Origin of the sequence: Nocardia brevicatena NBRC 12119 (assembly GCF_000308495.1) — a bacterium.
Lineage (GTDB): Bacteria > Actinomycetota > Actinomycetes > Mycobacteriales > Mycobacteriaceae > Nocardia > Nocardia brevicatena.
The window spans coordinates 1-25,363 of record NZ_BAFU01000032.1; the positions used below are offsets into that span (position 1 = coordinate 1).

The following is a 25,363-nucleotide window of genomic DNA, read 5'->3' on the forward strand; positions in this document are numbered from 1 at the left end:
TGAAGGCGGTGCCGATCAGCCCGGAGGCCAGGGCCGCGCTCGGCCTGCACGAGGACGTGACATCGCTCGCCCCACCGGAACTCATCCGCGCGATCCTGCTCGCCCCGGTGCAACTGCTGTGGAACGGCGGTATCGGCACCTATATCAAGGCGAGTACCGAGTCCAATGCCGAGGTCGGGGACAAATCCAACGACGCGGTTCGGGTGGATGCGAACCGGTTGCGGGTCAAGGTGGTCGGTGAGGGCGGCAACCTCGGGGTCACCGCGCTCGGCCGGATCGAGTTCTGCCGGGGCGGCGGCAAGATGAATACCGACGCGCTGGACAACTCGGCGGGTGTGGACTGCTCCGACCACGAGGTCAATATCAAGGTCCTGCTGGACGGCGTGGTGAAATCCGGGCTGCTGCCGGAATCCGAACGCAACCCGCTGCTGGCCTCGATGACCGACACCGTGGCAGATATGGTGCTGCAGGACAACGTATCCCAGAACTTCCTCATGGGAATCTCCCGCGCCGAAGCGCCGCGTATGCTCAATGTGCACCGCCGGCTGATCGAGGAATTGGAGTCCCGCGGACTGGACCGGGAACTGGAAGCACTGCCCACGGACGCGGAAATCAAACGCAGACTGGACGAGGGCACCGCGCTCACCTCACCGGAACTGGCGAATCTGCTGGCACATGTGAAACTCACGTTGAAGGCCGAGCTGCTCGCCACCGATCTGCCCGACAGCGCCTATTTCGCGGCGCGCCTGCCCGAGTACTTCCCGCCGCCGCTGCGCACCCGGTTCGGTGCCGCGATCAAGAAACACCGGCTGCGCCGGGAGATCGTCACCACCATGATCGCCAACGAACTGGTCGACCATGGCGGTCTCACCTACAGCTTCCGGCTGGGTGAGGAGGTCGGTGCCACCGCCACCGACACGGTGCGCGCCTTCACTGCGGCCACCGAGATATTCGGCCTGCATGACATCTGGGCCCGTATCCGCAGCGCCGACACCTCGACCGCCGTGCGGGACCGGCTGGAACTGGAAACCAAGCGCACCCTCGACCGGGCCTCGCGCTGGCTGCTCACCAACCGTCCACAGCCGATCGCCGTCGGCGCCGAGGTCAACCGGTACAGCCAGGGTATGCGGGAGCTGGCGCCGAAGGTACCCGGCTGGTTGCGCGGGCACCACATCGCCTCGCTCACCGACCGGGCCGCCGAGGTGATCGCTCACGGCGCGCCACTCGACCTGGCGACCGAGGTGTTCGGGCTGCTGAACAAGTTCCCTTTGCTCGATGTGATCGATATCGCGGATATCACCGACCGCTCCGGCGACGAGGTGGGTTCGCTGTACTACGCGCTGAACGAACACCTGCGGATAGACTGGCTGCTCGAGGCCGTGAGCCATCTGGAACGCGGCGATCGCTGGCATGCCTTGGCCCGGCTCGCGCTGCGCGATGACATGTACAGTTCGCTGCGCTCGCTCACTCTCGATGTGCTCACCGGCGGTGATCCGGAGGAGACAGCGGACGAGAAAATTGCATACTGGGAATCCAAGAACCAGTCACGACTCGGGCGGGCCAGGGCGGCGCTGTCGGAGCTGTTCGAATCCGGAGCCCACGACCTCGCCACGCTGTCGGTCGCGGCGCGGCAGGTGCGCAGCATGGTGAGCGGGGTGGGCGCCCAATCGGAGGTACCACGGTAACCAAGGAACGTAGCGCGCGGGCATTTGTGTTCAGGCCGAGGTCAGCGCATCTGGTACGCTCCAGGACTGTCGCCGCCGGGCCGGTGGGGACATGAAACGCCTGCGGAGCGGACGTAAGGCTGTGCAAGGCTCGCCCTGCCCGCTGTCTGCGGTAAAACAGGAAACCCAGCTTGCGAGGGTTGGAATTCCCTCCTTTCCAGGAGGGGAGGAGGTCAAGGATGCCGTTTCGCGCAACGGGTAATGCAACGGGCGGTTCCCACGATGCGGGAGCCGTACTCGCTCCCCGGCGTTTCCACACCCCGGTGGCCATCAGGTGGTCGGATATGGATGCCTTCCAGCACGTCAACCACGCGCGAATGGTGACCCTGCTGGAGGAGGCACGGATTCCGTGGCTGTTCGAGGACGGTCGTCCCACGGCCGCGCTGCGCAACGGCTGCGTCCTCGCCGACCTGCATGTGCGCTACCGCGGTCAGCTGCGCCACGAGGACACCCCGCTCGATGTCGCCATGTGGATCGAACAACTGCGGGCCGTGGACTTCACCGTCGCCTACGAGGTGCGGGCCGCGGGGACGGCGCCGGATTCGCCGCCGGCCGTCCTGGCCTCCACGCAGCTCGCCGCCTTCGATATCCAGACCCAGCGGCTGCGCCGGCTCACCGACGAAGAACGCGAATACCTGTCGCAGTGGAAGTTCTGACCGCCTCCGGGGTGATGGTCCGGCCGTGAGTTCCGACCAGCGGGTTCTGCATGTCGAGGACCCGGCCGAACGCGAGAATCTCGCCACCTTCCTCACCCGGGCCATGCGCTTGGACCCGGCGGCCGTGGTGCGCCTGCGCCGTCGCGGTGACCGGTACGTGGCGGCCTGGGTCGCCACCGGTTTCGAGGCATTGGCGGCCCGCACCGTGGTAGCCGCCCTCGGGGTCGACGATGTCACGGTCGGCGCCGATACCGTTCTGAGCGGTCTGCGCACGGGAAACCCCATCGACCTCGGGTATTCGCTGGATTCCGCCTGGCGTGGTGCGCTGCCCCCGGACACCGGTTTCGGTCATATCGACGACGTCCCGGCACGGACCCTGGTGGAACTCGCCGAACGGGGCGTCGGCCTGGCCAGGGAACACGGTTCCGGACACGGCCCGCCCGTGTCCCTGTTGGACCAGACCGTACTGACCGTCTCCGGGGAACAGACGCAGGTCCAGGTACCGATGCGGGTGGTGTTCGCCCTCACTGCCATGGACTTCATCCCCCACTCGGGCGAGAAGGCGGATTCCCGTCGCATCCCCTCCTCCGAAATCGTCCGTGTACGCGCCACCAACACCTGGTTGCGCCTGGACGCCCGCTACGGTTCGGTCGCCCGTCGACGTACCGGGCCTCTCCCCCTGACTCCTCGATAACGCCGCCGATCCGCCCTCTCGGGCTCCCTGTTGTGGTGAGCGGTGCCCTCGCCGCACGCCTTCGACCGACGTGGAAGGGATCGCTGCGTGAACCGGACAGGTGGTAGGAGGCCCGGCCACAGTGGCCGGGCCTGCGATTGCGGGGGCCGGCACGGTATTGCCTGCCTCGGAGTGAGGGGTCGGCGGATTGCTTGACGGGTGCGCTGCTGCGTCCTTGGTGTCGCCCGCTGAGCTCGGCGTCGAGTATGATCTGAGCCACTCGCATGACCTCGGCGTACACCGGGTCCTGCAGCCGTTGCCACATCTCGTCCTCGGTGACGTATTCGACGCGGCCGGTCACCCACCAGAGGTTGCCGAAGGGGCCCTTGATACGCCCTCCACGCTGCCCGAAGCGTCATCGGCCACGGGAGTGACGACCTGTCCGCCGGCAGCGAGAGCTCGAGAGAACGCCTCGTCCGCGTCGGCGCCGACCGGCCCAGCTCAGGCCGCGCCTTCGCCCAAATACTGCAACCACACCGGGTCTAGTTCGTTGACCGTTGACAGCAACCGCCAGTGCGGTCCCTTCGGCGATATCAGTTGGGTGCGGAGGGTCCAGCCCAATTCGCTGAGCAGTTTGTCGGCCTTGCGATGGTTGCAGGGAGCGCAGCTGGCGACGCAGTTTTCCCAACTGTGTTCACCGCCGCGGCTGCGCGGTATGACGTGGTCGATGGTTTCGGCCTTGCCGCCGCAGTAGCCGCAGCGGTAGCGGTCGCGCTGCATGAGCGCGGCGCGGGTCATGGGGACGCGGGCCCGGTAGGGCACACGCACGTAGGTGCGCAGCCGGATCACCGAGGGTATGGCGACCGAGCCGCCTGCCGAGCGCAGGACCGGCCCGGTGGGGTCGTGGTGGATGGCGTCGGCCTTATCGCAGACGAGCAGGACGATGGCGCGGCGCGCGGTCAACGCGGTGAGCGGTTCATAGGTGGCGTTCAGCAGCAGCACCCGGCGTTTGAGCCAGTTGGTGCCGACGACCGGCGAGGTGGACCGGGCGGATACGAAAGCGGGGTCGGAATCGGCGGAATGGGCGGAACGAGCGGAGTCCCCGGCGTACCGGGAACCGGGATGGTGATCGGACAACAACTGCAACGGAGGAGCCCCCGACCCACGAGCGTGGACGTCGGCGGGCTTCAGTTGTCGGTGAGCTCTCGCCTCCTGTGATCGGGCGCCGTTCCGGTGCTTCATGTCGACCCCAATTCCTGCTTCCAAGATCATGTGGTATCGCGTCCGGATACTGCAACCCAGTTGACCATGGAACGGGCCGCTGCGCACGACTATTTTGCACAATGAACGGTTAACTGTGGCTGAAGCGCGACGGGCACAATGGGGTGCGGGGGCAAATCGGTGAATCGAGAGGTGTATGAGTTCGGGAGAGCAGACAGCGACATCGTTCTACGAGGCGGTCGGGGGCGCGGAGACGTTCCGGCGGATCGTCGCCGCGTTCTACCGGGAGGTGGCCGCCGACGAGATCCTGCGCCCGATGTACCCGGAGGAGGACCTGGGCCCGGCCGAGCGGCGGCTGCGGATGTTCCTCGAACAGTACTGGGGCGGTCCGCGCACCTATTCCGACGAACGCGGTCATCCGCGGCTGCGGATGCGGCACATGCCGTTCGAAGTGGGACCGCTGCAGCGGGACGCCTGGCTGCGCTGTATGCGTATCGCGGTCGCCGAGGTCGAACCGGAGACCCTCGACGACGCGCACCGCCGCCAACTGCTCGACTATCTCGAAATGGCAGCGAATTCCCTGGTCAACACCGCATGGTGACTACCTCGTGATCAACTACTACACGCCATCGTCTACCGTTGTTCCGTGAGCATTCTCGAGACAGTGGCGGTTTTCGCCGGCATCCCGCTGGGGATCTACCTCATAATCGCCGGCTTGTCGTTTCTCGGTAAGCCGTTGCCCGGCGAGAAGCCGGTCCACTACGACCTGAGTAAGCCGTGGACCTCGGAGCCCGTGCTGTGGAGTGCCACCGACGAGGTGACCGGACTCGGCCACTACGACGTCAGCGAATCGTCGCACGGCGAGCATGCGGCGTTCGAAGCCCTTGAATCGAACCGGAAAGAGCTGATCGGAGGCCGGGCAAGTGGCAGGTTCTAAATGGCCGGCGGTGATCGAGTCGGAGCTGCCGCGCGGCTACACGGTCACCAGCAGCGGACGCGTCTCGGGCGTGCACGAGGCCGGCGACGTGTTCAAGGAAGCCCCGTTCAGCAATAACGAGCGGTTGGCCTTGGACAATGTGCTGACCGAGGTGACCCGCTCCACCAAGATACGGTTCAACATCTACATCGGTGATCTCGGTGAGGACCCGGGCGCCGCGGTGGACGCGCTGTTCCCGACCACCCCGGAGGCGACACGCTCGGTGCTCATCGCCGTCTCCCCGAACGACCGGGCCGTGGAGGTCCGCTCCGGCAAGGAGGTCGCCGACCGCGCCAACGACCGGGTCTGCCAGCTGGGCGTGACCGCGGCGCTGAGCTCGATCCGTCAGGGCGACCTCATCGACGGTCTGATCTCCGCCCTGCGGGTCATGGCCGCCGCTGTATAAAATCGCCGCCTCCGGCGGCGTGGGGTTGCGGCCCTATCGTGCCTCGGGTCTTCCCTCCCTCCTCGATTCCGCTGACGCGAAATCGCTCCGGTCGGTCCAGACCCGGCGCGGGCCGCAACCCTTTGAGTGATCCCTTCGACAGGTCGTCCACGGTGGTCGAACAAGCCGATACCTTCAGAGGGTAACCATCAAGATCGGGTCACAAGTCCCCGAAGGGTTGCGGCCCGTCTCGCGTTTCAGCGCCCGAAGCGCATGCGCCGAAGGCGCGAGTCTCGGGCGCTGAAACGCGAGACCCGTCAGGGCCGCGACCCCGCGCCGGCGGAGCCGGCGCCATTAGACACGGTCGAAGGCGCGGGCGCGCAGCGACCGTTCGATACCCGCCTTACCCTCGCTGACCAGGCGGCGCAGCGCCGGCGGGTGGTCCTGGGCGAGGAATTCGTCGGCCTTGGCCACCGCTTCCTCGCTGATCGCCCATGCGGGGTAGAGCCCGACGACCACCGTCTGCGCCGCCTCGCTGGAGCGTCGCTCCCACACATCGGGGATCTCGGCGAAGTACCGATCCACATACGGCATCAGCAGCCCTTGCTGCCCGGCCGGGGCGAATCCGCCGACGATCGAGCGGGCGGTGATATTGGGCACCGAATCGTCGCCTATCACCGTGGACCACGCCATCTCCTTCACCGCGGCGATCGGGCGCGCGGTGGCCGCCGCGGCGGCCTGGCGCCGTCCCGCCGCCGTCGGATCCTTGCTCAGTTCGGCGTCGATGGCCGGGGTGTCCGGGCCGTCGGCGTCGATCTCCCCGGACGCCGCGAGCGCGGTGATCAGATGCCAGCGCAGGTCGGTGTCCACGACCAGCCCCGGCAGGCCGACCCGGGCCGGGTCGCCGTCCAGGAGCTCACGCAGCACCTCGGTATGCCAGGCGGAGAGTTTGGCGCCGGTGAGGGCGTTGACGAAGGCCAACTGGTGGTCGGAGCCGGGTTCGGCTTCCCGGGCCAGTTCCAGCAGCCGGTTCGCGAAGTCCGGCCAGCCGGATTCGTCCGCCCACGTGGGGTCGGCGTAGCTGCGGATCGCGATATTGGCCTGCATGAGCAGCCGCTGCACCACGCCGATCTCCGATTCGGTGCCGATCCCGCGCTGCACCAGCGCCACGAAATCGCGGGCCCGCAGTTCGGCCTGCCTGGTCATCTCCCAGGCGGCCGACCAGGCCAGGGTGCGGGGCAGCGGTTCGGCGATATCTGCGATGCGGTTGACGAGAACATCGAGCGAATCGGGGTCCAACCGTATCGAGCAGTAAGTGAGGTCGTCCTCGTTGACCAGCACGAACTTCCCGCGCGGGATACCGACGAGGTCCGGCACCTCGGTGCGTTCGGCGGCGTCCAGGTCCAGTTCCATCCGGTGGGTGCGGACCAGGGCGCCGTCGCGGTCGTCGTAGACGCCGATGGCCAGCCGGTGTACCCGGCGTTCCCCGGCACCGGGTTCGGCGCCTTCCTGGATCACCGCGAAGGAGGCGAACCGGCCGTCGGCGTCGACGGTGAAGTCCGGGCGCAGGATGTTCAGGCCGGTGGTTTTGAGCCATTGCGCGCCCCAGGTCGACAGGTCCCGGCCCGAGGACTTCTCCAGCGCGGACAGCAGGTCGTCGAAGGTGGCGTTGCCGTATGCGTGTTCGGCGAAGTAGTCGCGCAGACCCGCCAGGAACGGTTCCGCCCCGACATAGGCGACCAGCTGTTTGAGCACGCTCGCGCCCTTGGCGTAGGTGATGCCGTCGAAGTTGACCTCCACGGCGGCCAGATCGGGGATATCGGCGGCGATCGGATGGGTGGACGGCAGCTGGTCCTGCCGGTACGCCCACGACTTCTCCACATTGGCGAAGGTGGTCCACGCGTTGGTGTATTCGGTGGCCTCGGCCTGGCACAGTGCCGCGGCGAACGTGGCGAACGATTCGTTCAGCCACAGATCGTCCCACCACTTCATGGTGACCAGATCGCCGAACCACATATGCGCCATCTCGTGCAGTACGGTTCCGGCGCGCCGCTCATAGGAGGCCCGGGTGACCTTGGACCGGAACACGTAGTCCTCCAGGAAGGTCACCGCGCCCGCGTTCTCCATGGCGCCGGCGTTGAATTCCGGGACGAAAAGCTGGTCGTATTTGCCGAACGCGTACGGTATCCCGAAGTTGCGGTGGTAGAACTCGAAACCCTGTTTGGTCTCGGTGAACAGCCGGTCGGCGTCCATGAACTCGGCCAGCGAGGCGCGGCAGTAGATGCCGAGCGGGATACTGCCGTGATCGTCGGTGTAGGTGTCGGTCCATTCGGTGTACGGGCCGGCGATGAGCGCCACCAGGTAGGTGCTCATCCGCGGGGTGGTCGCGAACCGGTGCCGACCGGACTCTCCGCCCGCGAGCGGGGCACCGTTGGAGATGACCTTCCAGTCGGCGGGGGCGGTGACCTCGACGTCGAAGGTGGCCTTGAGGTCCGGCTGGTCGAAGCAGGCGAACATGCGCTTGGCGTCGGCCGTCTCGAACTGTGAGTACAGGTACACCGCGTTGTCGGTGGGGTCGACGAACCGGTGCAGTCCCTCGCCGGTGTGCGAGTACTCGCAGTCCGCCTCCACCACCAGCTCATTGGTTTCGGCCAGCCCGGTCAGGGAGATACCGGTGGATTCGTCGTAGTCGGAGACGTCGATCGGGGTGCCGTTGAGCACGGCCGAACGCACCGAACGGGCGACGATATCGACGAACGTGCTCGAACCCGGTTTCGCGGTGAAGGTGACCGTGCTGCGGGAGGAGAAGGTCTGCTCGCCCGGTACGCCCGCCCCGTCGGTCAGGTCGAGTTCGATGCGGTAGTTGTCGACCGAGACGGTCTCGGCGCGCTCGATCGCCTGGTCGCGGGTGAGATTCGGTGCGGACATCGGACTCCTCGAGATCGGGAAACAACACGGGCTACAAGGGACACACTGTCACGTCGGTAGGGTGGCCCGCGCGGACAATATGTTCGTGGGAAACCCTATCGATGATCGGAGCCGCGACGTGAAGCATGTGCATGCCGGAAAGGTGCGCGACCTGTATGCCGACGGCGACACTCTTCTCATTGTCGCCTCCGACCGGGTCTCGGTCTACGACGTCTCCCTGCCGACCCCCGTACCGGACAAGGGCGCGCTGCTCACCTGGTTGTCGGCCTGGTGGTTCGACTACTTCACCGATATCCCCAACCATGTGCTGTCGACCACCGATGTCCCCGCGGAGTTCGCCGGTCGCGCCCTTCGGGTGAAACCGTTGAAGATGGTGTTGGTGGAGTGCGTCGCGCGCGGTTACCTGGTCGGGTCGGGTCTGAAGGAGTACCAGCGCACCGGCTCGGTGTGTGGGGTGCCGCTGCCGCCGGGTCTGCGGGAGGGCGACAAACTCCCCGAGCCGATCTTCACGCCCACCACCAAGGTCTCCGACACCGGGCACGACGAGCCCATGACCTTCGACGATGTGGTGAACCAGGAGGGGCGTGAGGTCGCCGAGAAACTGCGCCAGCTCACCCTCGACATCTATACCCGCGGCGCCGCGCACGCCGCCGAACGCGGGGTGATCGTGGCCGATACCAAGGTGGAGTTCGGCTGGGACGGGGATGTGCTCACTCTCGGCGACGAGGTGCTCACCTCCGACTCGTCGCGGTTCTGGCCGGCCGACGAATGGGAGCCGGGCCGCCCGCAGCATTCGTTCGACAAACAGTTCGTCCGCGACTGGGCCACCTCCACCGGCTGGGACAAGGAACCGCCCGGACCGGAGATCCCCGCCGATATCGTCGAGGTCACCCGGCGCAAATACATCGAGGCATACGAGCGCATTACCGGTCTAACCTGGTGACAGCCATACTTCGGCCCGCGCTCAGGACAGGTTCGGCCAGTCGACGCGGGGCTCGAGCCGTCCGGCCTCGACGAGACGCTGCTTGGCCTGGCGCCGCAGCGGGCAGACCGTGCCCCAGCAGTCGATATGGGTGCGCATCACCAGGTGCGCGGTCGCGATATCCATCACCGGAAGCGCGGCGTGGCCGAGGCAGGGTTCCAGGACGTGTGCCGGGTAGCTCATCGCAGGTCCTTCAAGGCGTTGAAGATGCGTTCGATCTGTCGCGGTGACATGGGCTGCCGCTGAAAGGTGTGGAAGGGGCGCAGGGTGATCACATCGGCGTAGTTCACGATCGCTTCCGGTTCGTCGTGGAGGTGACGGCGGTCCGGGACGAAGACCGCCTCGGCGATGGCGGCGTGGACGGCGGCGATGATCGGGGTGCGCCAGTCGGTGTCCTCGGGTTTCACTGTGATCGGAACCGGGCACAGGTCGTAGCCCAGCCGCCCGGCCAGGGCGTGGATACGGTCGCCGTCGCCTGTCCGTTGCCTGTCCGCGCGCAGGCACCACAGGGCGACCGGGATCTCCGGCAGGTCCATGACAACTCCTGAGGCTCGTGGGGCCACCAGGGATCGAGGCGGGGCACGCCATCCGCGTCGGCGCTACATGGCCGTCGTGGATGCCCGTGCCGGAAGTGGGGAGGGGATGACGACCCATCCGGCGCGGTGGCCCGATCCCTGGTGGTGGCGGTAGAAAACACCACGTCACCCATCCAGGGCATTCCGTAGTGGGTGGTTGGGCCGAATTCCTTCGTTTCCGCAGCAGCGACCCGGAGTAAGGGTCAAAATGCTTCCCGCCGGCGCGGTTACGTACCGCCCGGCCCGCGAATTCGTATCACCCAGTACTCGGCACACGTATCACCCAGGGGAGGACCACTGTGTCCGGTAAGCCACCGACCACGCTTCCGCGACGACGGCTGGGGCGGCGTCTGCGCGAACTCCGCTTGCAGGCGGGTCTGTCGATAGTCGATGCCGCCCGGCTCATCGAGCGCGGTTCGGGGACGCTACAGCGTCTGGAGAAAGGGGAGACGCCTCGAATTCGGCTGTTGGATATTCAGGCACTGTGCCAGATCTACGACGTGCCCGAGGAACTGGAAGACCTGCTGGAGTTGGCGAAGGTCGCCGCCGGGTCCGACGGGGAGAACGGGCTGTGGTGGCACGAGTATGGCGAGATGATCCGTGCGGACTTCGAGTTGTATGTGGGATTGGAAGCATCGGCATCCGATCTGACCATGTACCGGTCGGAAATTATCCCCGGCCTTTTCCAGGTCCCGGCATATGCGAGAGCCTTGGATGCGGCGTACTTTCCCGGAGCAACTTCGGAAGATCTGGATCAGCGAGTCAATGTCCGGCTGAACCGGCAACGCTTGGTCACTCGCAAGCGGAATCCTCTGCGGGTCGACCTAATCGTGGATGAAGCCGCGTTGCGGCGCATGGTAGGTGGCCCCCGCGTGATGGCCGAGCAGCTTCGCTACTTTGGCCGATACGCCGCCGAATGTTGTCGTGCGGATGCTCCCCTTCCGAAGCGGGCATCCCCTCGGCGCTGCCAGCGGGCCCTACGTCATCCTGGATTTCGACCCAGCCACCGGGGAGCCTTCGACCGTGTATGTGGAGGGGTACCGCGGCAACATGTACTACGACAAGCCCGAGGCGGTCGAGCAGTATCGAAAAGCGCACGAAGTACTGGGCAAGGTAACGTTTGGCCCCGCAGACAGCAAACTGGTGCTTCGCAAAATGGCAAGGGAGTACGGTCATGAACGTTGACCTGTCCAGCGCATCTTGGTACAAGTCCAGCCACAGTGCCGGGGGAAACGAGTGTGTAGAGGTCGCGCATCTGAATGGCGGTCGCGTCGGTGTCCGGGACTCGAAGAGCCCGAATGGCCCCGCCTTGGTGTTCACTCCTGCGCAGTGGGACTCTTTTCTGTCCGGAGCGACGAATGGCGAGTTCGACCGTTCCTGACCGGGCTCGCTTGGGCATTTGGTTGAATCCGCCCGCACGACATCTGTACAGTCGAGACGTCACGTAAGTGGTGCCGAGCGGGTGGAGCGCCGGGCCAATGACGCCCCACCTGGTGGGTCTGGCCGGCCCGCCGGACTCGACGGACCGTTTATGAGCGCCCCGGCGATCACAGCAGCTATCGTAAGTACGATGCCGTAGTCGACCGGGGCCTTGCTCTTCCTCCGGCGATGTTTGCCATTCCCCACCACCTCCTCACTGGGCGCGATGTCTGGACCGATGTCCACCGCCCCTCGTGAAGAGGTATCGACACATTACGGCACAACGCAATTCGCTGATGTGGGCAGACATGGCGCATCTGAGGCCACCGGTACGCGGGATCCGGGTGAAAGCGGGCCACGACGGCCCGGTGGCGTCTCGGTGGTGCCGGAGTATTTGCGAGCCGCTCCGGATCGACCGGGTGATCGGCTCGCCGCGGGCGATATTCGATAAGCGGCTCGATGAAGGCGAATCGCGGGCTACCGCCGGGGCTCTACTCGGGGGGACCGTTGGTGTCGGAGTTGTCGGTGCTGTCGCCGCTATTGCTATCGGCGCTGTCTGTATCGCTTCCCGGGACCACGCCGGGTATGTCGAGTCTGTCGAGCTCGGGTGGCGGTGTCCCGGTGAACCTCTCCCAGTCCTTCTCCAGTTCTTCTCCGTAGATGTCGAGATATGCACCGGGGTTACCACGCAGATGGTTGGCGATCCGACTGACCGCGTCCTGTCTGGTCAGCTCACCGTCGGCGTAACGGCGGTAGGTGTCCTTGGTGATGTCGTCGACGAGGCCGATATCCCGCCCGCCGTTGTCGAGGATTTCCTGCCGCGCCTGGGCGTTCGCCAACATCGCATTGGACTCGACCTGACACCTCTTGTACAGGTTGCCTGCGCGCCACTGCCAGTAGTTTTCGCCGGGTCGGGGCTCGGTGGGCGTAAAGGTGTATTCGGGGCCGGCGGTGGCATGACCGGTCTCGTGCGCCAACATTGCTGTGACCAGCAGTGGATCATTCTTATTAGCAGGGTTGATAAGGATCGTCTTCTTGTCATGGAAGGTGACGGCCCCCGCCCGATAGTCGGTCGGGCCGTAACCGATCGTCCAGCCCGCGGCCTGAAGTTCCCGCATTTTTTCCGACAAGGTGGGTGACATCGCGACCAGCCGGTACACCTCCGGACCCAGGTCGGTGGACAAGACCTCCGGGTCGTCGGTGTGCTCGCGGAGTGCGAGTCCGGCCTGGACACCCATAACGGCAGCAGTCCCGATCATGGCAGCTTTCAACAGGGTTTGTGCTCGGGTGTCGTTGTGGACCAGGTTGGTGTCCACCGCATGCAGGGCGTCAATAGTTTCACGGTAACGCGTCGAGAATACCGTAGCGGTGTTTCGGAACGCGGAGTTCAGCGCCCGTGCGGCAGCGAGAGCGCTCTCGGCAATCGGTGTCTTCATTCTGCTCTGGCCCTCGATACCCGAAATGCGCCGCCGGCGCGGTTGTTTTCTGTCGTGACCTGGTCGGATTCACCTCATCGAGCGGGCGGCCGCTGCCCGGCCCGCTGCTCGGCAACCGTGTGGGCGTGGGCTGCACGCTCGCCGGTGAAGGTGCGTTCCATCTCGGCGAACAGCACCGCCACCCGGCCCATCGCCTCGCCGGAGGTGTCGATCGATACGGATCGGCAAGGGATTTCACACTGATGCCCTGCTCGCTCAGGTTGTGGACGAGGTTCGGCACCTCCCGCTGGTGGTCCAACCGGTCCAGGGTGCGCACCACGATCCGGTCTCCGCCCGTGCGTGGGTCACCAGCCTGGTCGGGCCGGGCCTATCCACGGTCGCGTCGGTCTTCTTGCCGGCATAGGTCCGCGAATACGGAATCACAGCGTCGGCGAGCGCAGCCGGCCGGCGCTCGAGGTCTTGCTTCTGCTCGGAATGTGGGCATGGCCGAGATCCCAACCGCCCCCGCGTGCGGATCCGCCGTCATCATGGGGCAACGATATCGGAATCCGTTTCCGTACAAGGGTTCCGGAACATATCCCGATGGTCTTCAGCGGAACTATTTCCGGAACGAGGGGTGACCGAGTCGAGCCGAGTCATAACCAGGACAATTGCCCAACTATTTACCGATTCCGAGCTGCATCAGGTGCGTTCCCTTTCCAAGGAAGTGGAACGCACCTACGTCACTCGTGCTTCCGGTGGTGCGAAACCGGAGGCTGCTCGTGTCAATATGCTTTGACTCCCGAATGTGGCCCGGCGTCTCGCTCCTCGTCGGCATCAGCGCTTCGCTGGTGCCGCGAGCGGCATATGGCTCGATCGGGTATTGCGGTCGAACCGGCCCGGTACGCGGATTCGGGGCCGGTCCGAGATCCGGGCCATGGCGGCACGGTGGCATCACACACTGGTGTCGAACTATCCCGGGCCACTCCGGACCGGTTCGCTCGAGCGGGCTCGCGGTCGAGCGAAGCGGTTCAGACTGGTAGCTGTTCGATGGCCGATCCCGTGACATCCTATAAGTTCCTCGTGAGATTGTAGGAGTTCGATGAAGTACTACGGTGCCGTCGTGGGGTGCACGCTGACGGCAGCAGCGTTTCTCGTTTCGACCGCCGGCCCGGCGGCGGCCGATGCGCAAGCGGACAAGTCTCGGTCCACCACCACCGATGACGGCTGGGTTTTGCAGGTCACCAAGGCGGCGGAAACCTTTGACCGGGTTCCGAACCTGGCGGCCACACCGTTCACACGCGAAGGGTTCGTCAGTCTGAAGGCGGTGGCCGATATATCCGGGGAGGGGAAGTTTCCGGTGAACGCGGCCAGTGTGACCTACGGTTATCAAATCGGTTGCCAGGTGGATGTTTCCAACGGTGTCACGGTGGGGTTATCGGCGGCGATCGGGCCGAATGTGGGAATCACGGTGCTGCCGGTGCCGGGAGTCACCGTCGGCGGGAGCGCCCTGGCACTTCCGAACGTGTCCTTCACGCCGAAACCGGGAACCATCACCACCATCCCGTTCGGCACGAAAGAACTCGCGGGGCCACATGGTTCGGTGACGGCGGAGCAGGTGCAGGTCAAAATCGATGCCTGTGCGGGGCCGGTCAGTTTGCGTTCGTATGCGATCGCGACCATGTCGACGCCCACCGCGGACAATTCGGTTGCCGTGTACGGCGACCCGATCTGGTGGTGATAGTGATGCGAGGTATACAGGCCGCCGCGGCCCCGGTTCTGGGACTGCTGCTACTCGTCACCGGAATCGAATGCTCGCCCGCCCGCGCGGAAGGGTTCATGCTGCTGCCGTGTGGCACCGCGCCGCAGACCAACCCCGAGAAACCGTGCGACGGTTCGACGCCGACCAACCCACCCGGGCAGAAGCCGTCGACCGGTATGCAACCGGCGACGCCATTGCCCCTGCAAATGCTGGCCCCCTCCCAGCGAGCGGGTGGTAATCCCGCGCGTCCTTCCGGGCCCCCGGCGGCAGCACTGACCCCGCCGCCGGCAGGACATTCGAATCCGGTGAAACCCATCGTCCCGGTACCGGGCGACTGATCGGCGCGGTATCGGACGGTCACCACGACTCGATGAGGGGTTCGTCGTGCTCACGTCGGCGCCATTCCTCGGAGAGACGACCGAGTCGGGCCGTGCCGGCCATACCGCGCAGGGTAGCGATCCTCCCGTCGCGGACCTCCAGGACCACGACACCCACCACCCGGTCGTCGACCGCGGCGATCACGGCCGGGCAACCGTTGACCACGCCGGCGTGGAACGAGGGAGAGCCGCCGACCAGTTTCCGCTTCGCCGGGGACGGTTTGAAGGCCGCGCGTATCGTGGCGGCGATCCGCTCGGGCACAGTGGCCCGGATCAACTTCTCGGCCAGGCCGGCGCCGTCGGAGATCGCGGTCGCGTCGTCGGTCAGCAGCGCCACCAGCCGTTCGGTCCGGCCCGAGGAGGCGGCGGCGATGAACGCCTCGACGATTCGGCGGGCGGAGGCGTGGTCGATCTCATGGGAGTTGCGTTCGGCGGCGATACGGCGCCGGGCCCGGTGGGCGTGTTGTTGGCTCGCGGATTCGGTGATGTCGAGGATCTCGGCTATCTCGGCGTGGCTGTAGGAGAATGCCTCGCGCAAGACGTAGACGGCCCGCTCGACCGGTGACAGGCGCTCCATGAGCGTCAGCACCGCCAGGGTCACCGATTCGCGCTGTTCGACGGTGTCGGCCGGGCCCAGCATGGGGTCACCGTCGAGGAGCGGTTCGGGCAGCCAGGCGCCGACCGCGCGTTCGCGCCGCGCCTTGGCCGAACGGAGGCGGTCGAGCGCCAGATTGGTGACGATCTTGGTCAGCCACGCCTCGGGTACCTCGATACGTCCCCGGTCGGCGGCCTGCCAGCGCAGGAACGCGTCCTGCACCGTGTCCTCGGCGTCGGCGGCCGAGCCGAGTAGGCGATAGGCGAGTGAGGCCAGTCGATCACGACCGGCCTCGAAACGCTGGGCTGCGACAGTGTCCATGGGCGCCACCCTAGGCGGCAACCGCCTCGGTCAAATGCTCGGACGCGGTGGCCAAGCGGTATCTGCGGCTCGGTATTCCGTAGGTCGGGTGGGCGATGTTCCACGGGCCGGCCGCGAGAATGGCCGACTTGAAGTGCGCGGCCGGCCTGCCGCGTAATGCCCACGACTTCGACCGGGCGTCACCGTCGACCATTTGGAAGATCCCGTCCTTGCGTCCGAGGCTGATGTGGTTGCCGACGTATGCCAGCGAGGTCTGCACGATCTTGCGCCCTGTCAGGTCTCCGATGATCGCGGTCGCCGCCTGCATACCGGTGAATCCCGCCGAAGCGCAGGACATCGGCAGCGGCCTGCCGTTGTCGCCGATGACGAAGGCGCTGTCACCGGCGACGTAGACCCGCGGATGCGATACCGACCGCATCATGCGGTCGACCGTGATCCGGCCGTTGTCTTCCACGGCGAGGCCACTGGCTGCGGCGATGGGGTGAACGGCGAAGCCGGCCGCCCACACGGTGGTGTCGGTGGTGAAGACGGTGCCGTCGGAGGTGACGGCCCTCGTCGCCTCGACACGTTCGATTGTGGCGTGCTCGTGGACCGTGATACCGAACCGGTCGAAGGCGCGCAGCAGGTGACGACGGGCCTTCGGACCCAACCATCCGCCCAACTCGCCGCTGGTCGCCAGGGCGACCCGGAGGCCGGGCCGGGATTCGGCGATCTCGGTGGCGGCCTCGATCGCGGTCAGGTTGCCGCCGACGACCAGCACCGTCCCGTTCCCATCCAGCTCGTCCAGGCGCCGGCGCAACCGCAGCGCCGACGGCCGTCCGGCAACGTGGAAGGCGTGCTCGGCCACACCCGGAACGCCGTGGTCGGCGGCGGTACTGCCCAGCGCGTAGAGGAGGGTGTCGTAATCGAGGCGGTCGACGCCCGTGCCGTCGGTCACGGTGACGGTTCGGCGGGTGGCGTCGACGGCGGTGACGCGCGCGACGCGCAGCCGGATACCGGTGCCCGCGAATATCTTCTCCAGTTCGTGGCGGCGCAGCTCCTGGCCGGCGGCGAGCTGGTGCAGGCGCATCCGCTCGACGAAGTCGGGTTCGGCGTTGACGACGGTGATCTCGACGTCGGCGCGGTGCAGGCGGCGGGCGAGGATACCGGCGGTAAAGGCTCCGGCGTATCCGGCCCCGAGGACGATGATGCGGTGCTGCATGGTCTCGCTCCTGTCTGGTTCGCTTGCCCTCTGAACGAGACGGCCGCCGGATTCCTGACAAGATCCTTCTATGACGTGGGTCACCTCGGGCGTCGGTCCGGGGAGCCCACTACCGGAGGTGGTCGGGCGGCGCCGCGACACACGAATGCGGTGAGCCGGTGGGTGGTGGATTATCGGTGTGCGCGTAGTGCGTCGGCGAGCCAGGCGAAGGCGGGCACGCTGCGTGGACCCGGCGGGTGATTGTTGATCAGGCTCAGTAGTTCCCAGTAGCGTTCGACTCGGGGTTCGGCCACCAGGTCCAGCCATTCGAGCAGTGCGTGCGTTTCGGTGTCGCCCAGATCGGTGGGCACGATGCGGTCGAGGATCGCGCGGCCGGTGTCGGATTCGGGTGTGATTCCGTTGTCGACGGCCGGGCCGGCGTGCTCGAGGACCAGTGGCCGGATGCTGAGGCCGAATTCGATGCGGTTGTCGGGTTCGCCGCCGAGCACCATCTGCCGCATGGTGTGTCGGAAATCGTTGTCGGAGACGAGTTCGGCCAGTCCTATCCAGGCATCCACCTGTGCCGAGGTCGGGTCGTCGGGTAGCTGTGGGGGCATCTGTCGCATGAGGTCGGCGATGACGAGAGCGTCGGTGTCCTCGACGCCGGCGAAGACCGTGTCGACGAAGTCGTCGATGAGCTGTTGGCGTTCGCGGGCCGATGATCGGGCGAGATTATACATCAGGGTCAGTCCTTCGGTGGTGTTCTCGCGGTGGATGGCGTTGTGGAGGACGGCTCGGTTCAGCCGCAACATCCGGATCTGAGTGTCGAGCGCTTCGACGTGGATGGCGGCGACCTCGGCCAGGGTGGATGGTCGGTCGAGTACCTTGCGCACCGTGTCCAGGCCGAGGCCGAGTTCGCGAAGGGTGCGGATCAGTTGAAGGCGAGCGACGGCGCCGGCGTCGTAGAGGCGGTAGCCGCCAGCGGAGCGTTGCACGGGTGGAATCACTCCGCTGTCGGACCAGAATCGGATCGTGCGTGTCGACAGTCCGGTGCGGCGAGCGAGCTCTCCGATGGTGTAGCGGTCCGTCTCTGCGTCCATGCCACCAACCTGCACCTTCCACCCACTGGAAGGTCAAGCCGGACACCGCCCCCGGCGCGCCTACAGCAGCGGGACGAGATCGGAAGAGGGTGTCGCGGTGCCGCGGCGGCCGTATCCGCAGCGCCGCAAGGAGGCCGAACGTGATGTCGGCGAGCCTTCGGCTGTTGGGTCAGCGCGTCAGCGAGTGTGACGTAGCCGGGCGGCCCGGAGGGTGAGGTAGTCACGTTCGGCGACACTGCCGGTCCGGTGGGCCGCCGCGGCGTATTGCGCGATGGCGGCCGGGATATCGCCGGACATCTCGTAGAGGTGGGCGCGGACGGCGGCCAGACGGTGTGTGCCGGACAGGGGTTCGTCGAGATCGGCGATGAGCGTGAGAGCGGCCTCGGGGCCGTGCACCATGGCGGTGGCGACCGCGCGGTTGAGCGTCACCAGCGGGCCCGGTGCCACCCGTTCCAGCAGGTGGTACAGCCGCAGAATCGAGGCCCAGTCGGTGTTCTCGTGATGCGCGGCCTGGGCGTGCAGTGCCGCGATGGCGGCCTGGATCTGGTAGGGGCCGGTGAGGCCGTGCCGCATGGTGGCGGTGATCAGGCGGAGGCCCTCGGTGATCGTCGCGCGGTCCCAGCGGTGTCGGTCCTGGTCGGACAGCGGGATGAGCTCACCGGCGGGTCCGGTGCGGGCCGCGCGGCGGGCGTCGGTGAGCAGCATGAGGGCGAGCAGGCCGCCGACCTCGGGGTCCTCGGGAAGCAGTCGGTGTACCCGGCGGGTGAGTCGGATCGCCTCGGTGGACAGGTCGGTGCGCTGTAGCCGTGGGCCGGACGTGCTGGTGTGTCCTTCGGTGAAGATCAGGTACAGCACGCGCAGCACCGCGACCAACCGCTGTCGCCATTCGCCCGGGCCGGGTGGGGCGAACGGGCGGGCCTGCTTCGCGAGAAGCCTTTTGGCCCGGGTGATTCGCTGCGCCATGGTGGCTTCCGGCAGGAGGAAGGCCCGGGCGATCTCGGTGGTGGTGAGTCCGGCGACGGCCCGCAGGGTCAAGGCGATGGCCCCCGCGGGTGGAAGGGTGGGATGGCAGCAGAGGAAGAGCAGGGTGAGCGTGTCGTCGGGTTCGGGATCGGTGGCGTGCGGTGGCGCGGTGCGGGACGGTCGGGCGGGCGGGGGTGAGAGATCGCCGGTCGTCGGATCGGTGGCGGCGGCCGGTCGGGCGTCGTGGGAGCGGCTCTTCCCGGTGTCCGCCCGGAGGTTGCCGGAACGGCCGACCGGGGTGGGCGTCGGTGGCTCGGCCTGCCCTTCATGGCGTGCGGTGGTGGACGGCCCGAGATCCAGGGGGAGGGGCGCGTCCACGACCACCGATTCGGGTGTCGTCGGGGCCGGGCGCGTGTCCCGTGCGGCCGCGATGGCCTCTCGGTTGCGGCGGGCGATATCGGCGCGGATGGTGTCGGTGATCCGGCGCTGCGCCACCTGCAGCAGCCAGGCCTGGGGATTGTCCGGTACCCCGTCGGCGGGCCAGCGGGTGACGGCGGCGAGCATGGCCTCCTGCAGTGCGTCCTCGGCGGCGGTGAAATCGCCGAATTTACGGATCAGCGGGCCGAGGACCTGCGGCGTGAGATCACGCAGCAGGTCCTCGATCGTCCGGGTTCCGGTCATTCGCGGGTCACATATCGGTGGCCGGGGCGGTCATCAGCGGACGCACCTCGATGTACTCGCCGATGGGTTTGCCGCCGGGGCCGGGGGCGGCCGACGCCTGGGCGGCGATCTCGAGGGCGCGTTCTTCGCTGTCCACGTCCACGATCCAGTAGCCGGCCAGGAATTCCTTGGTTTCGGCCCACGGGCCCTCGGTCACCACGGGCGCCGAGCGGCCGTCCGAGCTGACGATCCGCGCCTGCTCCGGCCCGCCCAGTCCCTGGGCGTCCACCAGTTCCCCGGCCGCGGCGAGTTGCTCGCCGAGGGTGTGCTGGAATTCGATATGGGCGGCGATGTCCTCCGGCGCCCAGTCCGTTATCGGGGTGTCGCAGTACGCGGCGGGGGCGTAGGTCTTGATCAGCATGTACTTCATGGGTTCGACTCCTTCGTCGCGGTGCGCCCCGGTGGCGCTTTCGTGGACGGGTCGGAGCCGGCGCCGGCCGTTCGACGTATTTCCCCGAAATATTTTGTGATGCGTATCACATTCGCTACAGCGGTATCGAGGTGTCCGCAAGGCGTTCCGGATCGACCGGGTCGCCCGAGAGGATGAGTTCTCCGATCCGGTCGCCCACATCCCAGACATTGACATTCATCCCGGCCAGCACGCGGTTGACCGAGTCCAGCCAGAAGGCCACGAACTCCCGTCCCTCACGATCACCGCGCACCACGACCTGCTCGTAGTCGCCGGCGGCGGTGTAGCCGGTGTACTCCATCCCGAGGTCGTACTGGTCGGTGAAGAAGTACGGCAAGCGGTCGTAAACCGCGTGCTTTCCCAGCATGGTGGCCGCGGCCACCGCGGGCTGGTTCAACGCGTTCGCCCAGTGCTCGACCCGGATACGGCGGCCCAGCAGTGGATGCAGCTGTTCGGCGATATCCCCGACGGCCACGATATCGGGATCGCTGGTGGTCAGACCCGCATCGACCAGGACGCCGCTGTCGACCTCGAGCCCGGCCTGGGCCGCGAGCTCGATATCCGGCTTCGCCCCCACCGCCACCAGGACAGCGTCGGCATCGATGGTGGTCCCGTCACCCAGCCGCACACCGCTCGCACGGCCCCCGTCGGTGACGATCCGCTCGACCTGTACCCCGAACCGCAGATCGACCCCGTGCACGCGGTGCAGATCCGCGAACATCGCACCCATCTCCGGGCCGAGCGCACCGAGCAGCGGTGCCTGCGCCGCGTCGACGATCGTCACCTCGACACCGGCCGCGCGGGCCGCGGCGGTCACCTCGAGCCCGATCCAGCCCGCCCCGATCACGGCGAGCCGGCGCGCGGTGCCGAACAGCCGGATGAGCGCGTCGGAATCCTCCAGGGTGCGCAGGGTGTACACCCCCTCGGCGTCGGCGCCCGGGATCGGCAGCCGCCGCGGCGTGGCCCCGGTGGCCAACGCCAGTTTGTCGTAGCCCAGGGTCGAGCCATCGGGCAGCGAGACCGTTTTCGTGGCCCGGTCGATCGCGGTGACCTCGGTGCCGAGCCGGAGGTCGATATGGTGGTCGCGATACCAGGCGGCCGTCTCGACGGTGAAATCCCTCAGGGCCTTCTTCCCCGCCAGGTGTTCCTTGGACAGCGGCGGACGCTCGTACGGGAGGTGCTCTTCGGCGCCGATCAGCGTGACGACGCCTTCGAAGTCGTTGTCGCGCAGCGCTTGCGCCACCTTGGCGCCGGCCAGGCCACCGCCTACGACGACGAAATGGTGCGCAGAGGTCATAGCGGACTCCTTGATCGCGGTCGAACCGAACAGCGAGCCGAACTTCTGAGCGTCACCCTACTGGCGATACCGGCCGCCGTTCCGCAAAAACCGGGAACGAATACCGCGTCGTCATGGTTGCTGGATAGAGAGCGGTGATACCCGCCACTCCACGATGAACGGAGAGGACAACCCTGTGACCGAGCCTGGCAAAGACACTGCCAAAGACGTAGCCGACTTCTGGTTCGACCCGCTGTGCCCGTGGTGCTGGATCACCTCCCGCTGGATTCTCGAGGTCGAGCAGGTGCGTGATATCGAGGCCCGCTTCCACGTCATGAGCCTGGCCGTACTCAACGAGGATCGAGATCTGCCGCCGGAGTACCAGGAACTGATGAAGTCCGCCTGGGGTCCGGTGCGGGTGGCGGTCGCGGCCGCCCGTGAGCACGGCGACAAGGTGCTGTCGCCGCTCTACACCGCCATGGGCACCCGCATCCACAACCGCCGGGCCGAATACGAGCGCGACAGCCGACAGGAAACCCTCGCCGCGGTCGTCGCCGACGCCTTGGACGAGGTAGGGCTGCCCGCGTCGCTGGCCGCCGCCGCCGAGAGCACCGACTACGACGAGGAACTGCGCGCCGGCCACCACGCCGGTATGGACAAGGTCGGCAAGGATGTGGGCACGCCCACCATCCACGTCAACGGTGTCGCCTTCTTCGGTCCGGTGCTGTCGCGGATTCCGCGCGGCGAAGAGGCCGGGAAGCTGTGGGACGCGGTGGTCACTCTCGCCGCCTACCCGCATTTCTTCGAACTCAAGCGCACCCGCGACGAGGAACCGACCTTCGACTGAAGCCTCACCGCACGGTGGCGCGGCCGCGGGGTTCGACGGGCGAACGGGCCCGTCGGGCCCCCTGGCCTGTTCGCCCTGTCGCGCCGCGGGCAGACGGCAGCGGCGGCAGGTCCTCGCGCCGGTCGTGGTAGCGGTCGCCACCGGCGGACTTCCGGACGGTGCCGGTCCCGCACGGTTGCGGCGGGACCGGCGCGGCAGGGAATCCGTTCTGGGTCCGCAGGGGTACCCGCCCGGCTCGGAGGCCGGTTCGGCCGCCTGACACAATCGCACCCATGCGCGTATATCTGGGTGCCGATCACGCCGGTTTCGAACTGAAGAACGCCGTCAAGGCTCATCTGGAACAGGCCGGTCACGAGGTCGTCGACTGCGGTGCTCTCGCCTACGACGCTCTCGACGACTACCCCGCCTTCTGTATCGAGGCGGCGCGGCGCACCGTCGCCGACCCGGGCAGCCTGGGCCTGGTCTTCGGCGGTAGCGGCAACGGTGAGCAGATCGCCGCCAACAAGGTGCCCGGCGCCCGCTGCGCGCTGGCCTGGAGCGTGGAAACCGCCACACTGGCCCGGGAACACAACAACGCCCAGCTGATCGGGATCGGCGGCCGGATGCACTCCACCGAAGAAGCGCTGGCCATCGTGGACGCCTTCATCTCCACCCCGTGGTCGGGGGAGGAGCGGCACCAGCGGCGCATCGATATCCTCGCCGACTACGAGAAGACCGGCGAGCCCCCGGCGCTGCCCGCCGAATAGTCGGTCGTCGACGGTGCCGGAAGGTCACACCCTGCACCGCCTGGCACGTCTGCATCAGCGGCGGCTGAGCGGCGGGGTGGTGCGGGTATCCAGCCCACAGGGCAAGTTCGCCGCCGGGGCCGCCCTGGTGGACGGCCGAGTGCTGGTGCGGGCGCAGGCGTGGGGCAAACACCTGTTACACGAATACGAGTCGGACCTGACCGTGCATATCCACCTCGGGCTGTACGGCGCCTTCACGGAGTCGACGCTGCCGATGGGCGAGCCGGTCGGGCAGGTGCGGATGCGGATGTACGGCACCGGACGCGACGGTATCGGCTTCGGCACCGATCTGCGCGGCCCGAACACCTGCGAGATCCTCACCCCGCCGGAGGTCGCCGCGCTGATCGACCGGCTCGGTCCCGACCCGCTGCGCCGCGACGCCGACCCCGACCGCGCATGGCAGCGCATCCACCGCTCCCATCGGCCGATCGGCTCACTGCTGATGGATCAGCGAATCGTGGCCGGTGTCGGCAACGTCTACCGGGCGGAAGTGCTGTTCCGTCACGGCATATCCCCCGCCCGACCGGGCACCTCGGTGAGCGCACGGGAGTGGGCGGCGATCTGGTCGGATCTGGTGGAGCTCATGCGGGTGGGGGTGCGGCGCGGCAAAATGCACGTCGTGCGGCCCGAACATGATCACGGCGCGCCGTCGTACGCGCCGGATCGGCCGCGCACCTACGTCTACCGGCGGGTGGGGGAACCGTGCCGGATCTGCGTGACCCCGGTGACCCATTCGGTGCTGGAGGGCCGGAACCTCTTCTGGTGCCCGACGTGCCAGCCGGAGTGATCCGACTCGGCCGCCACCCGCAACGGCGCCGGCCGCGTGCGGCCGACCGTCGCGTCAGCCGGCGACGGCCGGAACCTCGTCGGCCTCGGCATGCACGAACCGCCGGCCGCCCGCCGTTTTCGCCGAGTACATCGCCTGATCGGCCCGACGCAGCAGCTCGTCGAGTTCGCATGGTGTCCCCGGCGGGGCGCAGGCGGTGCCCACACTCGCCGAGACCGGAACCGGGCCCGCCGAGGACCACACCGGATCGTTCAGGGTGGTCACGATCCGGCGGGCCAGCTCGCCCACATTGTGGGTCGAGTTGACCGCCAGTACGAACTCGTCTCCGCCGTACCGGCAGACCACGGCGTCGGGCGGACACACCTTCCGCAGCCGGATGGCCAGTTCGACCAGCACCTCGTCGCCGACCGCGTGCCCATAACCGTCGTTGATCTGCTTGAACCGGTCCAGATCCACCACCAGCAGCCCGACCCCGCGGTTCGGGTCGCCGGCCATCAGCCGGACCCGGTCCCGCAACAGGGTCCGGTTGGCCAGATCGGTGAGCGCGTCGTGGGTGGCCTCGTGCTGTAAGCGGTGCTGTAACGCGGTGATTTCCTGAACCCGCAGCGATACCGCCGCCGACAGATTCTGCTTCTGTTCGGCCAGGGCCCGTTCCTGGAGGGCCTGGGCGTAGCTGTCGATGGCCTGACTGGCGACCAGCGGCCACCGCGTGGCCACCAGCGACCCCCGGGGACCAGCGGGAAAGCCGAGCAGCGTACGGGTGGACAGGGCCAACATCCTGATGCGCTCACACGGGGCGGCGCACAGCCGCGCCCCCAGTCGTCGCGCGGGAAGGATCGGGAAGGGCTCGGCCGCGGCGAGCTCGAGCAGCCGCTCGATGATCTCGACGAGGACAGGTTCGACATCGTGCGGCCGTACCTCGGTGCCGGCCTGGGTACATGCGGCGGTCGCCCATTTCCTGGCGGCCTCGCGAATCGGTGGGGTGGTGTCGGTGCCCATGCCGATCACCGCGGACGGACGGCGTCGGCGTGTGGTCGGCCGCTGCCCGAGTGGGTTCCGAACCGACCCCGATCCTCGCTACCGCAATGCGGATGGTCCACCTTGCTCGGGTGCACGCTCACCGCCCCCTTTCCAGCTACCCCGCTCCAGCACGACGATGGTAGCAAGCGGATCCGACCCCAATAACCCCGATATGCAACAAGTTCTCGCCTTTCGGGGGAAATTGTCTCCCGCCGCGATCGCGGCCGAACCGCTTGTGCGCCATCCGATTGCCATTCGTTCGCGCGG

General features: G+C 67.2%; 26 protein-coding genes and 1 pseudogene. 15 read left to right on the plus strand and 12 right to left on the minus strand.

Annotated elements, in window-relative coordinates; genetic code table 11:
- The 3 genes from ON20_RS06455 to ON20_RS06465 form a co-directional block, all read left to right on the plus strand.
- The coding region (locus ON20_RS06455; protein WP_040834040.1) for an NAD-glutamate dehydrogenase domain-containing protein at window positions 1-1,685 on the plus strand (1,685 nt) is incomplete at its 5' end.
- A 218-nt stretch (window positions 1,686-1,903) separates the two neighbouring features.
- A complete protein-coding gene (locus ON20_RS06460) occupies window positions 1,904-2,380 on the plus strand; it encodes an acyl-CoA thioesterase (protein ID WP_051161798.1) in 477 nt (158 codons plus the stop codon).
- A gap of 25 nt (window positions 2,381-2,405) precedes the next feature.
- Complete coding sequence (locus ON20_RS06465) at window positions 2,406-3,074, plus strand: DUF8185 domain-containing protein (RefSeq protein ID WP_040834042.1); 669 nt, start codon at window positions 2,406-2,408, stop codon at window positions 3,072-3,074.
- A 480-nt stretch (window positions 3,075-3,554) separates the two neighbouring features.
- Here the strand turns inward: ON20_RS06465 and ON20_RS06470 are convergent, their stop codons facing one another.
- Window positions 3,555-4,295, minus strand: a complete 741-nt coding sequence (locus ON20_RS06470) for an HNH endonuclease (RefSeq protein WP_174361862.1) — start codon at window positions 4,293-4,295, stop codon at window positions 3,555-3,557.
- Between the two features lie 175 nt (window positions 4,296-4,470).
- Here ON20_RS06470 and ON20_RS06475 point away from each other — a divergent pair, with 175 nt between their 5' ends.
- The 3 genes from ON20_RS06475 to ON20_RS06485 are packed head-to-tail and all read left to right on the plus strand — an operon-like array spanning window position 4,471 to window position 5,656.
- Window positions 4,471-4,875 (plus strand): globin, encoded by a 405-nt coding sequence (locus ON20_RS06475; protein ID WP_040834043.1) that lies wholly within the window; start codon window positions 4,471-4,473, stop codon window positions 4,873-4,875.
- Window positions 4,876-4,920: 45 nt separating this feature from the next.
- Entirely contained in the window at window positions 4,921-5,211 is a 291-nt protein-coding gene (gene ctaJ / locus ON20_RS06480) for an aa3-type cytochrome oxidase subunit CtaJ (RefSeq protein ID WP_040789392.1), read from the plus strand.
- 10 nt (window positions 5,212-5,221) lie between these two features.
- Window positions 5,222-5,656, plus strand: coding sequence for a DUF5130 domain-containing protein (locus tag ON20_RS06485; RefSeq protein WP_040834044.1), 435 nt, complete (start codon window positions 5,222-5,224; stop codon window positions 5,654-5,656).
- Between the two features lie 333 nt (window positions 5,657-5,989).
- Here the strand turns inward: ON20_RS06485 and pepN are convergent, their stop codons facing one another.
- Window positions 5,990-8,563 (minus strand): aminopeptidase N, encoded by a 2,574-nt coding sequence (gene pepN / locus ON20_RS06490; RefSeq protein ID WP_040834045.1) that lies wholly within the window; start codon window positions 8,561-8,563, stop codon window positions 5,990-5,992.
- A 118-nt stretch (window positions 8,564-8,681) separates the two neighbouring features.
- On the opposite strand from pepN, the gene ON20_RS06495 reads away from it, so the two are divergent.
- On the plus strand, window positions 8,682-9,506 hold the full coding sequence (locus ON20_RS06495; protein WP_040834090.1) for a phosphoribosylaminoimidazolesuccinocarboxamide synthase: 825 nt from the start codon (window positions 8,682-8,684) through the stop codon (window positions 9,504-9,506).
- A 21-nt stretch (window positions 9,507-9,527) separates the two neighbouring features.
- On the opposite strand, the gene ON20_RS06500 is transcribed toward ON20_RS06495, so the two are convergent.
- Window positions 9,528-9,728, minus strand: a complete 201-nt coding sequence (locus tag ON20_RS06500; RefSeq protein WP_040834046.1) for a hypothetical protein — start codon at window positions 9,726-9,728, stop codon at window positions 9,528-9,530.
- On the minus strand, window positions 9,725-10,081 hold the full coding sequence (locus ON20_RS06505; RefSeq protein WP_040834047.1) for a hypothetical protein: 357 nt from the start codon (window positions 10,079-10,081) through the stop codon (window positions 9,725-9,727). Before ON20_RS06505 ends, ON20_RS06500 begins: the two co-directional genes overlap by 4 nt.
- A 338-nt stretch (window positions 10,082-10,419) precedes the next feature.
- Between ON20_RS06505 and ON20_RS40465 the strand changes: the two are divergent.
- From ON20_RS40465 to ON20_RS34085, 3 genes and pseudogenes are all read left to right on the plus strand, one after another.
- Window positions 10,420-10,956, plus strand: a pseudogene (locus ON20_RS40465) (Scr1 family TA system antitoxin-like transcriptional regulator); the annotation flags it as partial.
- Window positions 10,957-11,017: 61 nt separating this feature from the next.
- Window positions 11,018-11,305 carry a Scr1 family TA system antitoxin-like transcriptional regulator gene (locus ON20_RS39805; protein ID WP_281032845.1) on the plus strand — a complete coding sequence of 96 codons (288 nt, stop codon included), beginning with the start codon at window positions 11,018-11,020 and terminating at the stop codon, window positions 11,303-11,305.
- Window positions 11,295-11,501: a DUF397 domain-containing protein gene (locus ON20_RS34085; RefSeq protein WP_083864708.1), complete on the plus strand. Its 207-nt coding sequence runs from the start codon at window positions 11,295-11,297 to the stop codon at window positions 11,499-11,501. The genes ON20_RS39805 and ON20_RS34085 overlap by 11 nt, the downstream gene beginning before the upstream one ends.
- Before the next feature lie 529 nt (window positions 11,502-12,030).
- Here ON20_RS34085 and ON20_RS06515 read toward each other — a convergent pair.
- Complete coding sequence (locus tag ON20_RS06515) at window positions 12,031-12,855, minus strand: hypothetical protein (protein WP_218002457.1); 825 nt, start codon at window positions 12,853-12,855, stop codon at window positions 12,031-12,033.
- A gap of 1,201 nt (window positions 12,856-14,056) precedes the next feature.
- Between ON20_RS06515 and ON20_RS06525 the strand changes: the two genes are divergently transcribed.
- Both ON20_RS06525 and ON20_RS06530 read left to right on the plus strand, forming a co-directional pair.
- Complete coding sequence (locus ON20_RS06525) at window positions 14,057-14,695, plus strand: MspA family porin (RefSeq protein ID WP_051161804.1); 639 nt, start codon at window positions 14,057-14,059, stop codon at window positions 14,693-14,695.
- A gap of 5 nt (window positions 14,696-14,700) precedes the next feature.
- A complete protein-coding gene (locus tag ON20_RS06530) occupies window positions 14,701-15,054 on the plus strand; it encodes a hypothetical protein (protein WP_157228724.1) in 354 nt (117 codons plus the stop codon).
- A gap of 19 nt (window positions 15,055-15,073) precedes the next feature.
- Here ON20_RS06530 and ON20_RS06535 read toward each other — a convergent pair whose 3' ends face one another.
- The 6 genes from ON20_RS06535 to ON20_RS06560 form a co-directional block, all read right to left on the minus strand.
- Window positions 15,074-16,009: a sigma-70 family RNA polymerase sigma factor gene (locus ON20_RS06535; RefSeq protein WP_040834092.1), complete on the minus strand. Its 936-nt coding sequence runs from the start codon at window positions 16,007-16,009 to the stop codon at window positions 15,074-15,076.
- Between the two features lie 10 nt (window positions 16,010-16,019).
- The gene (locus ON20_RS06540; protein WP_040834050.1) at window positions 16,020-17,210 is read right to left on the minus strand and encodes an NAD(P)/FAD-dependent oxidoreductase; all 1,191 of its coding nucleotides are present in this window, start codon (window positions 17,208-17,210) and stop codon (window positions 16,020-16,022) included.
- 170 nt (window positions 17,211-17,380) lie between these two features.
- The gene (locus ON20_RS06545) at window positions 17,381-18,289 is read right to left on the minus strand and encodes a helix-turn-helix domain-containing protein (protein ID WP_040834051.1); all 909 of its coding nucleotides are present in this window, start codon (window positions 18,287-18,289) and stop codon (window positions 17,381-17,383) included.
- A gap of 177 nt (window positions 18,290-18,466) precedes the next feature.
- Window positions 18,467-19,933: an RNA polymerase sigma factor gene (locus ON20_RS34090; RefSeq protein WP_083864709.1), complete on the minus strand. Its 1,467-nt coding sequence runs from the start codon at window positions 19,931-19,933 to the stop codon at window positions 18,467-18,469.
- Window positions 19,934-19,940: 7 nt separating this feature from the next.
- Complete coding sequence (locus ON20_RS06555; RefSeq protein WP_040834052.1) at window positions 19,941-20,342, minus strand: YciI family protein; 402 nt, start codon at window positions 20,340-20,342, stop codon at window positions 19,941-19,943.
- Window positions 20,343-20,457: 115 nt separating this feature from the next.
- The gene (locus tag ON20_RS06560) at window positions 20,458-21,678 is read right to left on the minus strand and encodes an NAD(P)/FAD-dependent oxidoreductase (protein ID WP_040834053.1); all 1,221 of its coding nucleotides are present in this window, start codon (window positions 21,676-21,678) and stop codon (window positions 20,458-20,460) included.
- A 154-nt stretch (window positions 21,679-21,832) separates the two neighbouring features.
- Here ON20_RS06560 and ON20_RS06565 point away from each other — a divergent pair, with 154 nt between their 5' ends.
- The 3 genes from ON20_RS06565 (at window position 21,833) to ON20_RS06580 (ending at window position 24,076) form a co-directional block, all read left to right on the plus strand.
- Complete coding sequence (locus tag ON20_RS06565; RefSeq protein WP_051161806.1) at window positions 21,833-22,504, plus strand: mycothiol-dependent nitroreductase Rv2466c family protein; 672 nt, start codon at window positions 21,833-21,835, stop codon at window positions 22,502-22,504.
- A 272-nt stretch (window positions 22,505-22,776) separates the two neighbouring features.
- Window positions 22,777-23,250: a ribose-5-phosphate isomerase gene (locus ON20_RS06575; RefSeq protein ID WP_040834056.1), complete on the plus strand. Its 474-nt coding sequence runs from the start codon at window positions 22,777-22,779 to the stop codon at window positions 23,248-23,250.
- A gap of 13 nt (window positions 23,251-23,263) precedes the next feature.
- Window positions 23,264-24,076 carry an Fpg/Nei family DNA glycosylase gene (locus tag ON20_RS06580; RefSeq protein WP_040834057.1) on the plus strand — a complete coding sequence of 271 codons (813 nt, stop codon included), beginning with the start codon at window positions 23,264-23,266 and terminating at the stop codon, window positions 24,074-24,076.
- Between the two features lie 54 nt (window positions 24,077-24,130).
- Here the strand turns inward: ON20_RS06580 and ON20_RS06585 are convergent, their stop codons facing one another.
- The gene (locus tag ON20_RS06585; RefSeq protein WP_040834094.1) at window positions 24,131-25,075 is read right to left on the minus strand and encodes a GGDEF domain-containing protein; all 945 of its coding nucleotides are present in this window, start codon (window positions 25,073-25,075) and stop codon (window positions 24,131-24,133) included.
- Window positions 25,076-25,363 lie beyond the last annotated feature (288 nt).

What these genes read in the sequence shown, in the direction of transcription:
- ON20_RS06460 (WP_051161798.1), top strand. Translation starts at nt 1,904, where the DNA reads ATGCCGTTTCGCGCAACGGGTAATGCAACGGGCGGTTCCCACGATGCG.
- ON20_RS06470 (WP_174361862.1), bottom strand. Translation starts at nt 4,295, where the DNA reads ATGAAGCACCGGAACGGCGCCCGATCACAGGAGGCGAGAGCTCACCGA.
- ON20_RS06475 (WP_040834043.1), top strand. Translation starts at nt 4,471, where the DNA reads ATGAGTTCGGGAGAGCAGACAGCGACATCGTTCTACGAGGCGGTCGGG.
- pepN (WP_040834045.1), bottom strand. Translation starts at nt 8,563, where the DNA reads ATGTCCGCACCGAATCTCACCCGCGACCAGGCGATCGAGCGCGCCGAG.
- ON20_RS06500 (WP_040834046.1), bottom strand. Translation starts at nt 9,728, where the DNA reads ATGAGCTACCCGGCACACGTCCTGGAACCCTGCCTCGGCCACGCCGCG.
- ON20_RS06505 (WP_040834047.1), bottom strand. Translation starts at nt 10,081, where the DNA reads ATGGACCTGCCGGAGATCCCGGTCGCCCTGTGGTGCCTGCGCGCGGAC.
- ON20_RS34085 (WP_083864708.1), top strand. Translation starts at nt 11,295, where the DNA reads ATGAACGTTGACCTGTCCAGCGCATCTTGGTACAAGTCCAGCCACAGT.
- ON20_RS06525 (WP_051161804.1), top strand. Translation starts at nt 14,057, where the DNA reads ATGAAGTACTACGGTGCCGTCGTGGGGTGCACGCTGACGGCAGCAGCG.
- ON20_RS06530 (WP_157228724.1), top strand. Translation starts at nt 14,701, where the DNA reads ATGCGAGGTATACAGGCCGCCGCGGCCCCGGTTCTGGGACTGCTGCTA.
- ON20_RS06535 (WP_040834092.1), bottom strand. Translation starts at nt 16,009, where the DNA reads ATGGACACTGTCGCAGCCCAGCGTTTCGAGGCCGGTCGTGATCGACTG.
- ON20_RS06540 (WP_040834050.1), bottom strand. Translation starts at nt 17,210, where the DNA reads ATGCAGCACCGCATCATCGTCCTCGGGGCCGGATACGCCGGAGCCTTT.
- ON20_RS06545 (WP_040834051.1), bottom strand. Translation starts at nt 18,289, where the DNA reads ATGGACGCAGAGACGGACCGCTACACCATCGGAGAGCTCGCTCGCCGC.
- ON20_RS34090 (WP_083864709.1), bottom strand. Translation starts at nt 19,933, where the DNA reads ATGACCGGAACCCGGACGATCGAGGACCTGCTGCGTGATCTCACGCCG.
- ON20_RS06555 (WP_040834052.1), bottom strand. Translation starts at nt 20,342, where the DNA reads ATGAAGTACATGCTGATCAAGACCTACGCCCCCGCCGCGTACTGCGAC.
- ON20_RS06560 (WP_040834053.1), bottom strand. Translation starts at nt 21,678, where the DNA reads ATGACCTCTGCGCACCATTTCGTCGTCGTAGGCGGTGGCCTGGCCGGC.
- ON20_RS06565 (WP_051161806.1), top strand. Translation starts at nt 21,833, where the DNA reads ATGAACGGAGAGGACAACCCTGTGACCGAGCCTGGCAAAGACACTGCC.
- ON20_RS06575 (WP_040834056.1), top strand. Translation starts at nt 22,777, where the DNA reads ATGCGCGTATATCTGGGTGCCGATCACGCCGGTTTCGAACTGAAGAAC.
- ON20_RS06585 (WP_040834094.1), bottom strand. Translation starts at nt 25,075, where the DNA reads ATGGGCACCGACACCACCCCACCGATTCGCGAGGCCGCCAGGAAATGG.